The following is a 13,265-nucleotide window of genomic DNA, read 5'->3' as shown; positions in this document are numbered from 1 at the left end:
CCAGCGATGCGGGATCGCTTTGACTTTCCTTCATGAGGAGGTGGAGAGAAGTGGCGGACAAAAGAGACTATTACGATGTTCTGGAGCTTTCCAAGAACGCCTCCGCGGACGATGTGAAGAAAGCTTATCGCAAGCTTGCTCGGCAGTACCATCCCGACGTTAACAAAGCGCCGGACGCCGAAACGAAGTTCAAGGAAGTGAAGGAAGCTTACGACGTGCTGAGCGACGATCAGGCGCGGGCGCGTTACGACCAGTTCGGCCACCAAGATCCGAACGCCGGATTTGGCGGAGCGGGCGGAGCCGATTTCGGCGGCGGCGGCTTCGGCGATATTTTCGATATGTTTTTCGGCGGTGGCGGAGGTCGGAGAGACCCGAATGCGCCGCAGCGGGGCAACGATCTCCAATATACGATGACAATCGAATTCAAGGAAGCGGTGTTTGGCAAAGAAACGGATATTACGATTCCCCGTACCGAATCGTGCGACACCTGCCACGGCAGCGGCGCCAAACCCGGCACGAAGCCGGAAACGTGTTCCGTCTGTCACGGCTCCGGCCAGCAGGAAGTGGCGCAGAATACCCCGTTCGGCCGCATAATGAACCGTCGGGCGTGCTCCGCTTGTGCGGGAAGAGGCAAAATCATCAAAGATCGCTGCGGCACTTGCTCCGGTAGCGGCCAAGTAAAGAAGCATCGCAAAATTCACGTGAAAATTCCCGCAGGCGTCGACGATGGCGCGCAATTGCGCGTTAGCGGCGAAGGGGAAGGCGGCATGCGCGGCGGCCCTGCGGGAGATCTGTATATCGTTCTTCGCGTCAAATCCCACGATTTCTTCGAACGGGAAGGCGACGACATTTTCTGTGAAATTCCGCTGACTTTCACACAAGCGGCGTTGGGAGACGAAATTGAAATCCCGACCTTGTCCGAGAAGGTCAAGCTGAAGATTCCGCCCGGAACTCAGACCGGAACTTATTTCCGTCTCAAGGGCAAAGGCGTTCCGAGGCTTCGCGGCTACGGTCAAGGGGATCAGCAGGTCAAGGTGACCATTGTCACTCCGACCAGCCTTAGCGAAGATCAGCGGGAGCTGTTGCGTGAATTTGCCTCCAAGAGCGGCGAAGCTACGCACGAGCAAAGCAAAAACATTTTCGAGCGAATGAAACGCGCAATCCTCGGAGAATAGCGGTAACGACGGCCGACCAGCCTTATGCTGGCGGTCGTTTTTTATTGCGACGGCAGGCGAACCGCTATCAGTAACTACTCACCCAGCATGCTTGGATGTCGCATTTATTTTGTATAAGAGCGAAGGTCAAGGAGAACCTATTGGAGGAATGTAAAGCGGATTCCTTCCGCGAAGCAACGGACAAGGAGGATGTAAACCTATGATCGAAAAACACGAGCGCTTGCCGGTCGCAAGGGCGGAAGACGTCGAATTCTCGGAAGAATCCGCGGATCTGGAAGATAAGACAGCTCAGGAACGGGCGGAGGCGGCTGATAGGCGGGCTGTACAGGAGCGGGGAGAGTGAATTCAATGGACATGGAAACTTTGCAAGCCAGATTCGCGACCCAGGATCAGGCCGAGTCGGTCATCCGCAAGCTTTCCGCTCTTCGCAGCGACCGGTTTCGGCTGGAGAGAGCGGACGCGCGAGACGGCGCTTCCTCCAGCGACCAACATTTAAACGCCGAATTCGGATCGGACTTCGGGAGCAGCGCTGTCGACGCCGCAGAGTTCACCCTATCTGCAATAGTTCCTAAAGTTGCCGCCGACCAAGCGCGCACCGTCATCCGCCAAGCGGGCGGCGAAATCTACTAATCGATCGAGCAGGGCGCATACCGATGAGCGGTGTGCGCCCTTTCCCTTTCCCTTTCCTTTTCGTCGATATCCCCTCCGCTCAGAAATGGTAGTGTTTAAGTATGTCTCCCCCTCTCTACTTTGGCCACTATCCCCACTACTCAGAACAACGCTTGTACGCTTGGTAGGCTGATCTGCAACGCTACGGCCATTATCCCCACTGCTCAGAATGTTGGAACGTTGGTAGGGTGATTCGCAGCGCTATGGCCATTATCCCTTTTACTCAGGTAGTACATAGGAAAGTCGGGAAGCCACTGAACGAAGGGGATATCGGCAAATGGAGCTCGGGGAGAGCGATATTTGATCTGAAGGCAAGGTAAGCTGAGCTGAGCGAATGGGATAATGGCTATAAGAAGCGGAGACGGTAGAGAGATTAGTGGAGGGCATACCTCAGAGTAGGATCAGAGTAGAGGCTTGAACACAAAGAGTTCGGGTAGATAGGAAAAAGCAAATGCTGCACAGAGAGTTCTGAACGAAGGGGATACCGGTAAAAGGAGCTCGGAGAGAGGGGTGACCGATCTGAAGGCAAGCAAGTTCAAAGCGCTTGAGGTTAAGTGTAACAGGAAAACATAGCGAACTGAGAGAAAGGGATATTGGCGATAGAGGGCATGGAGAAGGGTTAATAGGGGATACGACTGAGCGAAGGGGATAGTGGAGATAAGGGGCAGGAAGAGGAGTTTGTTTTGCATCAGGTAAAACAGACCGTGTATAATGGGAATCATTGAGCAGTGATAAGGAGAGGAACGGATTTGCGCTGGCATGAATTAACCGTTTTGGCAACGGAATCGTCCCAAGAGATGGTGACGCACTATTTGACAGAGTTAGGGGCGGGAGGCGTATCGGTCGAGGAGGCCTGGTCGCCGGACAAGCCGAGGGATACGAAATACGGAGAGGTGTACGATACGCCGCTGAATGATATAAGACCGGGATATGCGCTGTATAAGGCCTACTTTTCCGAAGATTACGAGATGGAGCCGCTAGCGGCTGAGTTGAAGGCGTTGCTTGAGGGGCTGCCGGAATACGGATATGATGCCGGGGAATTCACGATTCATATCGGTTCGGTTCACGAGGACGATTGGGCGAACGCTTGGAAGCAGTTTTTCAAGCCGGTAGCCGTTACTGAGCGACTGGTCATCAAGCCGACCTGGGAAGAGTACGAGGCGAAGGAGGGCGAGCTCATTATTGAGCTGGACCCCGGAATGGCTTTCGGCACGGGGACGCACCCGACGACTACTCTATGTCTGAAAGCGCTGGAAAGCGCCATCGACGGAGGGGAGCGAATCATCGACGTCGGAACAGGCTCCGGCGTACTTGCCATCGGAGCGATGAAGCTGGGAGCGGCTAAAGTGCTTGCGCTTGATCTGGATCCGGTAGCGGTTAAATGCGCGAAGGAAAATATCGAGCTGAACCGTTACGAGAGAGATGTCGAGGTTAGGCTGAGCGATTTGCTCGGCGTACTGCGCGAAGGTGATGCCGACATCGGCAACACGCACAACGGCAGCACCGACAATGGCAGCACAGACAACGGTAACTCAGATAACGGCAGCGCCCAGAGAGCGGCAGACGGAGTAAAGCCCCCCGTCGATCTTGTCGTCGCCAACATTCTCGCCGAAATTATTTTGCTGTTTATTGCCGATGTCATGGACGTGCTTAAACCGGGCGGTCTCTATATCGCGTCGGGTATATTTAAGAATAAGGAAGCGGCCGTCGAAGCCGGCCTGCTCGCTGCAGGCTTCGAAATCGTCGACGTGCTAAGACAGGAAGATTGGGTGGCATTTGTCGCCGGCAAGCCGAAAGGGGCGGTCGAGTGAATTTTTTCTGGTTTCCGCTTGAGCATCTGCCGGTCATTATCGTAATTATGCTGATCGCATTCAGCGTTCACGAATTCGCTCATGCCTGGACGGCGTGGAAGTTCGGAGACGATACGGCCTATCGCGAAGGACGCGTCACCTTGAATCCGCTGTCCCACCTCGATTGGATCGGAATGCTGTTTCTCGTCATCGCCGGCTTCGGCTGGGCGAAACCGGTGCCGGTACGCAGAAGCAGGTTTAAGAAGCCGCGCCAGATGAACATTATGGTGACGGCAGCGGGACCGATCAGCAATTTGCTGCTCGCATTTCTGTTGATGTTTATCTTTTATGCGCTGCTTAATCTTAAAGTATTCAACAATATGTCTCCGGACTTGTTCAACAATTTGCTCACCTTCATGAATTATTGGTTGAACATCAACCTGGCGTTGTTTCTGTTTAACCTGCTTCCGATACCGCCGCTGGACGGTTATCGCATCGTGGAAGAGTTTTTGCCGCTAAAGACGAGAATGATCATTCAGGAGAACAGCCAGTGGATTACGTTCGGCTTTCTGATCATTGTTTTTATTCCGCCGCTGCGCAACGCGACGATCGGACAATTAATGTATTTAAAATCGCCGATTATGGACGGGATGCAACGATTACTGAGCTTTCTCTTCTAATGCCGATATCTGACGGGTAGCGAAAACAGCCCGAAAGCGGTATGATTAAGGTTGGGAGTTTGAAGCGAGCGGGAGGCAAAGGTGAAATGCAGCGTTATTTCGTGCCGGAGGCGCAGATGAATGAGCGATCCGTCACGCTGGAGGGCGACGACGCCCGTCATGCGGCCGCTGTCATGCGGGCGAAGCCGGGAGACCGCTTCATTGCCTGCAACGGCCGCGGACGAGATGTCGTCGCACGGATCGACTCCGTGGATAAGCATACAGTCGCAGCGGATATTGTCGAGGAATTGACCGTATCCGCGGAGATGCGCTGGCGGGTTGACGTCGCCCAGAGTCTGCCGAAGGGAGACAAGCTGGAAACGGTCATTCAAAAAGGGACGGAAGCGGGGGCTTCGGCTTTTCTGCCGTTTCTGTCCCGCCGCACCGTCGTCCAGTACGACGAGCGCAAGGAAGCCAAGCGAATCGATCGCTGGCGCAAAATCGCCAAGGAGGCGGCGGAGCAAAGCCATCGCAGCGTTGTGCCGCGAATCGAAGCGGTCAGCACTTGGAAGTCTTTGCTGCAGCGCATAACCGAATACGATCTTGCGCTGCTCTGCTACGAGGAAGAGGGACGCGCCGGTATCGGATTAAAGGATGAGCTGGCTGCCTTTAAGAGCGGACGGGGGAGCGAAAATGCGGCCCCGAGTGTGCTTGTCGTCGTTGGTCCCGAAGGCGGTTTCTCCCCGGAGGAAGCGGAAGCCGCGGTTGCCGCCGGGGCTCGGTTGATCGGCTTGGGCCGAAGAATATTGCGGACGGAGACGGCCGCGCTGTACGCGCTCGCTTGTCTTGCTTACGAGTCCGGAGAGTTAGGAGGAAATTAACGATGCCTAGCGTGGCATTTTATACCCTTGGCTGTAAAGTCAACTTTTACGATACCGAGGCGATCTGGCAGCTGTTCAAGAACGAAGGCTACGAGCAGGTCGACTTCGAGCAGACGGCGGACGTCTACTTAATCAATACGTGTACTGTGACGAACACGGGCGACAAGAAAAGCCGTCAAATTATTCGTCGCGCCGTGCGCCGCAATCCGGACGCCGTGATCGCGGTGACGGGCTGCTACGCCCAAACCTCGCCTGCAGAGATTATGGCGATACCGGGCGTCGATCTTGTCATCGGAACGCAGGATCGCGAGAAACTGATGAAGTTTATTACGGACATTCAGAGCGATCGCAAGCCGGTGAACGCCGTGCGCAACATAATGAAGACGCGCGAGTTCGAAGAGCTCGACGTGCCGAACTTTACCGAGAAGACGCGCGCATTCCTGAAAATCCAGGAAGGCTGCAACAACTTCTGCACGTTCTGCATCATTCCTTGGTCGCGCGGGCTGTCCCGCAGCCGCAAGCCGGACAGCGTGCTCGAACAGGCACGCCAGCTTGTCGCGGCCGGCTACAAGGAGATCGTACTGACCGGCATTCATACCGGCGGCTACGGCGACGATCTGGAAAACTATCGATTGGCCAATTTGCTTGCCGACCTCGATAAGATCGACGGCCTGGAGCGTATTCGCATCAGTTCGATCGAAGCGAGCCAGATCGACGAGAAAATGATCGCCATTCTGAACAGCTCGCAAAAAATGTGCCGGCATCTGCACATTCCGCTGCAAGCGGGCGACGATGAAATATTGAAAAGAATGCGTCGCAAGTATACGACTGCAGAATATGCGGAGAAAATTAGCCTGATTCAGAAGGCTATGCCGGGCGTCGCCATCACGACCGACGTTATCGTCGGGTTTCCGGGGGAGACGCAGGAGCAGTTCGAGAACGGTTTCCGTTTTATGGAACAGATGAAGTTCGCGGAAATGCACGTATTCCCGTATTCGAAGCGTACGGGAACGCCTGCGGCAAGAATGGACGATCAGGTTGACGAGGAAGTGAAGCACGAGCGCGTGCATCAACTGATCGACCTGTCCGAGCGCATGCAGGCCGAATATAGCCGAGATTGGGTCGGACGCGTGCTTGACGTCATTCCGGAACGGGATGCCAAGGGCGAAGGCGACGGTACGGTCTCCGGCTATACGGACAACTATTTGCAGGTTGAGTTCACGGGAGATTCGTCCCTTATCGGCAAGCTGTGCCGCGTCCGGATTACCGAATCCGGCGTGAACGAATGTCGCGGGGAGTTGCTCGAAGTGGTGGATTCCGCATTCAGGCCGATGGCCGTGGAAGCTTGACCGTAGTCGGAATCGAAGATTTCACCGCAAGGCTGGCGCAGGCTCCGTCTTGCGGTGGAATCTTTTTGATGTACATACCCTCCCTTCGGAGTTAGGAGCTTGCGAGCCTTGGTGCTTGTTTAGGTGGACGTCGGGTTGGGTGCTCCTTTTCTCCAAACAGGCAAATAAGCGATTGGCAGGGCGATCATGGAGCAGAGGACGTTAAAAATCGTCTGGGCATGGGCGATCTGCGCCGACGGGTCGCCCGGAGCAAGCCATGCGGCAGCGTTGTGAAGCGTTCCGATCAGAGGGAAGAACAGAGCGGCTCCGCCAACGTTCAGCACAAGCTGCGACAATGCGACGAAGCGACCGCCCGAGCCCCCGCCTAGCGAAGCGACAAGCCCGGTGAAGCAAGTGCCGACGTTGGCGCCGAGCACGATGGCGATGCCGGCTTCGGGGGAGATCGCTCCTGCGGCCGCCAGCCCCATGCACATGGCGACGACCGCAGAGCTGGAATGGACGAGCGCCGTGATGACGGCTCCGCCGAGTACGCCCCACATCAGGTTATCGTACGTATGGCGCATCAGCGTTTCGAAGTAGCCGTTTTCCCGCAGGGCGGGCCCGATGCTTTGCAGCAGTTTGAAGCCGACGAGCAGCAGCCCGAATCCCCCTGTCGCAACGGATACGTAGCGTAAACCGTTGATGCGTCGCGGAGCGGAAGCGGCGTCGCGCATTTCGTTAAAGGCGAAGGAGACAAGCCAGCCGACGACGCCGAAGGCAAGGAAATAAACGCCGTAAGTATGAAGCTGCAGGCTCATCAGCTCGGTCGTAAAGCAGGTGCCGACGTTCGTTCCGAGGATGATGCCGAGACTTCGGGCCAAGTTGAGCCATCCGGCGTTGACGAACCCGATCGTCAGCACGGTGACGGCGGTGCTGCTCTGAAGCAGCGCGGATGCGGCCGTTCCGACGGCGAAGCCTCTAAGCGGCGTCGAAGTGGACTTGGACACCCAGGAGACGAGACGATGGCCCGCCCACCGTTCCAAAGACGCTTCCATGACCTTCATACCGGACAGCAGTAGCGCGAACCCGAGCAAGGACGGGACGATGAAATGAGCAAACATGTTATGCACCCCCATTAAACCTATGCGGCAAGAGGACAAGTTTATGATCGGACAAGGAGTTGTTGGGCAGTGAGTAAACAAGCGGCAGTATGGTTAAATAAAAGTAGGAGGCCCCGTCTGGAAGAGGGACATCCGTGGATTTATTCGAACGAGATCGCAAAAACGGAAGGGGAGCCCTCTCCGGGACAACTGGTCGAGGTAAAAGATCATCGCGATCAATTGCTTGGAACCGGCTATTGGAACCCGGTTTCTCAGATTACCGTTCGACTCGTGGAATACGGACCTCTGGAGAAAATGGACGAAGCGTTTTTCCGGGAAAGATTCGAGCGTGCTCTTGCCCATCGTCGGCGTTTTGTCGGAGCGAACGAATCGTGCCGTCTCGTATTCGGAGAGGCGGATTTTCTGCCTGGGCTCGTCGTCGACCGCTTTGGCGGCGTACTGGTCATACAGGTGCTGACCCTTGGAATGGAGGTTGCGAAGGACGCTTGGCTGCCTGCGTTGGTTGAGGTGTTCAAGCCGCAAGGGGTATACGAACGCAGCGATGTGGGCGTACGCACGTTGGAGGGGCTGGAGGAGCGGACTGGCGTCCTGTATGGCGAATGTCCGAAGCATGTGGAAATCGAGGAAAACGGGCTTCGCGTGCTCGTGGACATCGAAGATGGACAGAAAACCGGCTATTTCTTTGACCAGCGGGAAAATCGGGCGACTATTAAGCCTCTTATGCTCGGCTGGGGAGCTCGCAGCGGCGTCAAACTGGTGGAGACGGAGTCCGAGAACGGCGTCAAGCGCATGCAGCCGATCAACGAGAAGGGAAACCCCGTCACTTACCCGTACTGGGACGGAGCGACGGTGTTGGAATGTTTCGCGCATACGGGCAGCTTTACCCTGCATGCTTGCGCTTACGGAGCGAAGAAAGTGACCTGTCTCGACATTTCGGAGCATGCATTGGAGACGGCGCGCCATAATGTCGAAATCAACGGATTTTCGGACCGGGTTGAGTTCGTCACGGCCGATGCCTTTGAGTATTTGCGTCAACAGGTCGCTGCGCGGGACGAGCGGCAAGCCAGAGCGAACGTCAAAGTCAAATCCGCCGGGGCGAAGGTGGATACGTCCAAGCCGCTTGCCGTGACCGGACGAACTTGGGACGTGATCATCCTTGATCCTCCTGCTTTCGCGAAGACGAAACGCGCGGTCGATTCCGCTCGTCGCGGCTACAAGGATATTAATCTGCATGCGATGAAGCTACTGAACGAAGGCGGATACCTGGTAACGGCCAGCTGTTCGTACCACGTTCGCTCTGAATTGTTTCTGGAGACGATTCAAGAGGCGGCCAAAGACGCAGGCAAAACGATCCGCCGCGTCGAATGGCGAGGGGCGGGCAAAGACCATCCTCACCTTGTCGGAGTAGAAGAGGGGCACTATTTGAAATTCGGCATTTTCGAGGTCCGCAGCCGCAAAGAGCTGTAAATTCGCGCTTTTAACCGCATTCTTATGCGGCGTGCCGTAATTGTTAAGAAAATGTTAGTGAGATTGTTAGTAAACCTCGGATGAATTTACGTCGTTTCGGGAACATTTTTAACGCCTCCGTTCTATCCTTATGTAAGAAGCAATGAAACGGAGGGTTGAGCATGGTGCACGAAGTGATCCTATTCGGCAAGCGGGCGGTTCCGCTTGAGAACCGGGCTAAGACATCGAGCAGCCGAAATCGGTTTAATACGCGCATGCGGGCGATGGCCGACGATCTGGAATTCCGTCGTCGGTGGAAGCACGTTAGCTATATCGAACTATGGTCGGACGCGGCGATTTTCAAATATGATGACGGCACGAAGTGGTATATGAATATTTCATAATTAAAAAAGCCTTGTTCTCGCGCCGAGAGACAAGGCTTTTTATTATTCTTTCGCTCCTTCGTGCGAAGCGATCCGTTGGTCGAAATCCTTGGCGTAATCGTCCACGACTTGGACTTCCATCATGCAGTTGTTCACCATGAACTTGAAAACGCCGTTATTGAAGTCGGTGCCGACCTCTTTGTAGAAGATGCCCTCGTAGACGTCGCTCTGCGTATGATTAAAGCAGAGTCTATATCCTTCCCGGTCTTGCTTGAGGTAAGCGCGAATGCCTTTCTCAAAGAAGCCGTCCTGATTCGCGAGCTCTCTGGAGACGGAAATGATATGGAGATCGACAAAAGGAATCTCGTTCAACAAGACGTTGATCAACGATCCTTTCGTAATCTCTTTCCAACGGCTTTGGGCAGTTTGTCCGATTACAAGCTGCGTAATGTTTTGTTTCCTGGCCACTTCTGCGATGACTTTGGCAACAGGACGGGATTCATTATATTTGACTATGAATTGTTCGGCTCCGTGTTCCTTTGCCAGATTTTTCCATCTCTCGATAAAATGGATTTTCTCGATATCCAGTTCGTCTTCTGGAAGCGGATCTACGGTCAATACGTAGAGGGGACAGTCCAGCATGTTGGCAAGTTTGCCGCCTCTGCGGATCAATCGCTCTCCATTTGGGCCGTAATAGACGCAAACGAGTATGCTTTCATCCATTCTTCCGTTCTTCAATTTAACGATTCACCTCGTCTGAACTTTTAATGCGGGGTGATATCCGGATTGTCAAGCCGTACCCGGACATTGAATACAGCGTACATTTTTTGTTTGGTTCTGTCAATGCGTTTAGTGTATACTGTTACTATTACGGTCACTGTTATTGTGACAGCCGTATTTCCGTGAATCAATCATGAGTTTGGGAGGATAATAAGGCAAAGGCTCATGCGTTTTTAATGAGTCGTCTGCATACATCATCGTACAAGTGGGAGGTTCCAAGTTGTCGTTGTTGCATTTTGCTGTCCTGCTTCCTTTTCTGTACACCGTCTTCGTGCCGCTGTTTTTTAAGAAAGTGCCGCGCATTCATACGGGATGGTTCGTTCTTATCGTTCCTTTGTTGCTGTTTGTTTATTTTGCCGCTCATTTTCCGCTTCAGTCAGGCTCGACCCCGTTGTTTCAATCCTTTTCATGGATTCCCTCGCTAGGCATACGCTTCGATTTGCACTTAGACGGACTATCAATGTTGTTCGCTCTTATCATAACGGGCATCGGTTTTTTGGTCATTATCTATTCCATCTATTACATGTCCAAAGATCGAGAAGCGTTACATAACTTCTATATTTATTTACTTGTGTTTATGGGCGCAATGCTCGGAATCGTATTGTCCGATAATTTGATGGTGCTGTACGTCTTCTGGGAGGCGACGAGCGTATCGTCTTTCCTGTTGATCGCTTATTGGTACCAGAGAAAAAGATCCCGCTACGGCGCGCAAAAGGCGATGCTGATTACGGTAACGGGCGGGTTCGCGATGCTGCTCGGCTTTTTGATGCTGGGCTCGGCGGCGGGAACATTCAGCATTCGGGAGATTATCGGCATGAAGGAAGCGATCGTGAACGATTCGTTGTTCATTCCCGCAATGCTGCTCGTCATGCTCGGCGCGTTCACGAAGTCGGCGCAATTTCCTTTCCATATTTGGCTTCCGGACGCGATGGAAGCTCCTACCCCGATCAGCGCGTATTTGCACTCCGCAACGATGGTAAAAGCGGGCGTCTACTTGATCGCGCGCATGACCCCGGTGTTCGGGGGGCATATGAGCTGGTTCTGGATCATTACGATCGTCGGAATCGTCACCTTGTTCTGGGGCGCGTTCATGGCGATTCGTCAGTTCGACTTGAAGGCGCTGCTGGCGTACTCCACGATCAGCCAGCTCGGTTTGATCATGTCGCTACTGGGCATCGGGTCCTTGGCGCTGCACACGAATTATGAAGCGCAGGCGATGCTGTTCTCGGGCGCCATTCTGGCCGCCATCTTCCATCTGTTTAATCACTCCATCTTCAAGGGCTCGCTCTTTATGGTCGTCGGCATATTGGATCATGAGACGGGAACTCGCGATATCCGTAAGCTAGGCGGCCTGCTGAACTTGATGCCGGTGTCGTTCTCGCTCACCATTATCGGCGGGCTGTCGATGGCCGGGCTTCCGCCGTTCAGCGGCTTCCTGAGCAAGGAGATGTTCTTTACGGGAGTGCTTACAGCCTATCGGCATATCGATCAGTGGGTCATCCTGCTGCCGATCGCCGCTTGGCTGGCCAGCGTGTTTACTTTCGTGTACTGTCTCGTTTTCGTGTTCAAGACGTTCACGGGAACCTACCGTCCGGAGCGCCTGGACAAGAAACCGCACGAAGCCCCATTCGGCATGCTGATCTCGCCGATCGTGCTGGCGACTCTGGTACTCGTCATTTTCTTCTTCCCGAACCTGATCTCCTACTCCTTGCTGGAGCCGGCGATGCGTTCGATCTTGCCGACTCTGCTGCAGCCGGGCGAGGTGTTCGAGGTTCATATCCAAGCGTGGCACGGCTTTAACGCCGAGCTGATCATGACAATCGGCATCGTCGTCATGGGGACGCTGCTGTACAAAACCTATAAGAAATGGTCGGACATCTACTACGAATTGCCGCGCAAATTCGATTTCAACCATTTGTACGACCAGGGATTAACGGGAGCGGAGCGGTGGTCCGGCCGGATTACGAGCTCCTACATGAACGGTTATCTCCACAACTATCTCAGCTATATTTTCACGTTCGTGATTGTCGTCGTCGGAGGCTCGTTCGTGCTTCAACAGGCGTTCGCCATCGATCCTTCCACCAACGCGATCATCGAATGGCACGAGTACCTGCTGGCCGCATCCATTGCGGTATCCGCCGGATTCGTTCTGTTCGTCAATTCCAGATTGACGTCGATTATCGGAGTGGGCGCGGTAGGCTATCTGGTATCGCTGCTGTTCGTCATATTCCGGGCTCCGGACCTGGCGCTGACGCAGCTTGTCGTAGAGACGATTACGACCGCGCTGTTCCTGTTATGCTTCTACTTCCTGCCTAAGCTGAAAACCGAGATCGTTCGGGTTCGCGTGAAAATATCCAATCTGCTGATTTCCATCGGCGTCGGCACGGTATTTACTTTGATCGGGATTTCGGCGCAAAGCACGAATCCGTTTAAGCCGATCTCGCATTTCTTCCTGAATTCGTATGAGCTTTCGGGGGCACGCAATATGGTCAACTCGATTCTCGTCGACTTCCGCGCTTTCGATACGATGCTGGAAAGCGTCGTCCTGTTTACGGCGGGCATAGGCGTGTATACGCTGATCAAACTCCGCAAGTCAAGGGGGGAAAAGCGTTGAAATTCTCGGATCTGATTTTGCAGACGGCGGCCAAAGTGCTCGTGTTTATCATTATGACCTTTTCGATCTACATTCTTTTTGCAGGGCACCATAACCCCGGAGGGGGATTTATCGGCGGCTTGATCACCGCCTCGGCGCTTATGCTGCTTTATATCGCGTTCGACGCGGAAACGATCCAGGAGATTATTCCGGTGGATTTTAAGATTATCGGAGCGATCGGCGTGCTGATGGCTCTCTTGACCGGTATCAGCGCCGTCGTCGTGGATTCGGCTTTTCTGACCCAGGTGTACAAATACGTCGATCTGCCGCTTCTGGGCAAGACGGGCATCGGCACCGCCCTAGTATTCGATTTAGGCGTCTACTTGGCCGTAGTCGGCACAACGATGACGATTATTAGAAGCATTAGCGAGGACATGTAA

13 protein-coding genes are annotated in these 13,265 nt (G+C 54.2%); 11 read left to right on the top strand and 2 right to left on the bottom strand.

Translation table 11 applies throughout. The annotated features are described in order from the left end of the window. Positions 1 to 50: 50 nt before the first annotated feature. The 7 genes from dnaJ (at position 51) to mtaB (ending at position 6,523) form a co-directional block, all read left to right on the top strand. Positions 51 to 1,175: a molecular chaperone DnaJ gene (gene dnaJ / locus J4772_RS18115; RefSeq protein ID WP_116063517.1), complete on the top strand. Its 1,125-nt coding sequence runs from the start codon at positions 51 to 53 to the stop codon at positions 1,173 to 1,175. Between the two features lie 199 nt (positions 1,176 to 1,374). Continuing rightward, entirely contained in the window at positions 1,375 to 1,518 is a 144-nt protein-coding gene (locus J4772_RS18110) for a YfhD family protein (RefSeq protein ID WP_116063516.1), read from the top strand. A gap of 5 nt (positions 1,519 to 1,523) precedes the next feature. Beyond that, positions 1,524 to 1,805, top strand: coding sequence for a hypothetical protein (locus J4772_RS18105; RefSeq protein WP_209076511.1), 282 nt, complete (start codon positions 1,524 to 1,526; stop codon positions 1,803 to 1,805). Positions 1,806 to 2,593: 788 nt separating this feature from the next. After that, positions 2,594 to 3,655, top strand: coding sequence for a 50S ribosomal protein L11 methyltransferase (locus J4772_RS18100; protein WP_209076509.1), 1,062 nt, complete (start codon positions 2,594 to 2,596; stop codon positions 3,653 to 3,655). Continuing rightward, positions 3,652 to 4,314, top strand: a complete 663-nt coding sequence (locus J4772_RS18095) for a site-2 protease family protein (protein WP_116063513.1) — start codon at positions 3,652 to 3,654, stop codon at positions 4,312 to 4,314. The genes J4772_RS18100 and J4772_RS18095 overlap by 4 nt, the downstream gene beginning before the upstream one ends. 86 nt (positions 4,315 to 4,400) lie before the next feature. After that, entirely contained in the window at positions 4,401 to 5,174 is a 774-nt protein-coding gene (locus J4772_RS18090; protein WP_209076507.1) for a 16S rRNA (uracil(1498)-N(3))-methyltransferase, read from the top strand. Between the two features lie 2 nt (positions 5,175 to 5,176). Next, positions 5,177 to 6,523, top strand: a complete 1,347-nt coding sequence (gene mtaB / locus J4772_RS18085; RefSeq protein WP_209076505.1) for a tRNA (N(6)-L-threonylcarbamoyladenosine(37)-C(2))-methylthiotransferase MtaB — start codon at positions 5,177 to 5,179, stop codon at positions 6,521 to 6,523. Positions 6,524 to 6,642: 119 nt separating this feature from the next. Here mtaB and J4772_RS18080 read toward each other — a convergent pair whose 3' ends face one another. Then, positions 6,643 to 7,623 carry a Na/Pi cotransporter family protein gene (locus J4772_RS18080; RefSeq protein ID WP_209076503.1) on the bottom strand — a complete coding sequence of 327 codons (981 nt, stop codon included), beginning with the start codon at positions 7,621 to 7,623 and terminating at the stop codon, positions 6,643 to 6,645. Between the two features lie 69 nt (positions 7,624 to 7,692). Between J4772_RS18080 and J4772_RS18075 the strand changes: the two genes are divergently transcribed. After that, on the top strand, positions 7,693 to 9,090 hold the full coding sequence (locus J4772_RS18075; protein WP_116063509.1) for a class I SAM-dependent rRNA methyltransferase: 1,398 nt from the start codon (positions 7,693 to 7,695) through the stop codon (positions 9,088 to 9,090). A 161-nt stretch (positions 9,091 to 9,251) separates the two neighbouring features. Beyond that, complete coding sequence (locus J4772_RS18070) at positions 9,252 to 9,473, top strand: hypothetical protein (protein ID WP_116063508.1); 222 nt, start codon at positions 9,252 to 9,254, stop codon at positions 9,471 to 9,473. Between the two features lie 42 nt (positions 9,474 to 9,515). On the opposite strand, the gene J4772_RS18065 is transcribed toward J4772_RS18070, so the two are convergent. Next, complete coding sequence (locus J4772_RS18065; protein WP_209077241.1) at positions 9,516 to 10,175, bottom strand: universal stress protein; 660 nt, start codon at positions 10,173 to 10,175, stop codon at positions 9,516 to 9,518. A 277-nt stretch (positions 10,176 to 10,452) separates the two neighbouring features. On the opposite strand from J4772_RS18065, the gene J4772_RS18060 reads away from it, so the two are divergent. Together J4772_RS18060 and J4772_RS18055 are read left to right on the top strand one after the other, a co-directional pair. After that, a complete protein-coding gene (locus J4772_RS18060) occupies positions 10,453 to 12,846 on the top strand; it encodes a Na+/H+ antiporter subunit A (RefSeq protein ID WP_209076501.1) in 2,394 nt (797 codons plus the stop codon). After that, positions 12,843 to 13,265, top strand: coding sequence for a Na(+)/H(+) antiporter subunit B (locus J4772_RS18055; RefSeq protein WP_116063506.1), 423 nt, complete (start codon positions 12,843 to 12,845; stop codon positions 13,263 to 13,265). The genes J4772_RS18060 and J4772_RS18055 overlap by 4 nt, the downstream gene beginning before the upstream one ends.

It is taken from the genome of Cohnella sp. LGH, assembly GCF_017671885.1.
Classification (GTDB): domain Bacteria; phylum Bacillota; class Bacilli; order Paenibacillales; family Paenibacillaceae; genus Cohnella; species Cohnella phaseoli.
This window is presented reverse-complemented; position numbering and strand designations above follow the sequence as displayed.

Excerpts from the sequence above, each read along its gene's own strand:
- J4772_RS18110 (WP_116063516.1), top strand. The coding sequence starts at position 1,375 with ATGATCGAAAAACACGAGCGCTTGCCGGTCGCAAGGGCGGAAGACGTC.
- J4772_RS18105 (WP_209076511.1), top strand. The coding sequence starts at position 1,524 with ATGGACATGGAAACTTTGCAAGCCAGATTCGCGACCCAGGATCAGGCC.
- J4772_RS18090 (WP_209076507.1), top strand. The coding sequence starts at position 4,401 with ATGCAGCGTTATTTCGTGCCGGAGGCGCAGATGAATGAGCGATCCGTC.
- mtaB (WP_209076505.1), top strand. The coding sequence starts at position 5,177 with ATGCCTAGCGTGGCATTTTATACCCTTGGCTGTAAAGTCAACTTTTAC.
- J4772_RS18080 (WP_209076503.1), bottom strand. The coding sequence starts at position 7,623 with ATGTTTGCTCATTTCATCGTCCCGTCCTTGCTCGGGTTCGCGCTACTG.
- J4772_RS18070 (WP_116063508.1), top strand. The coding sequence starts at position 9,252 with ATGGTGCACGAAGTGATCCTATTCGGCAAGCGGGCGGTTCCGCTTGAG.
- J4772_RS18065 (WP_209077241.1), bottom strand. The coding sequence starts at position 10,175 with ATGGATGAAAGCATACTCGTTTGCGTCTATTACGGCCCAAATGGAGAG.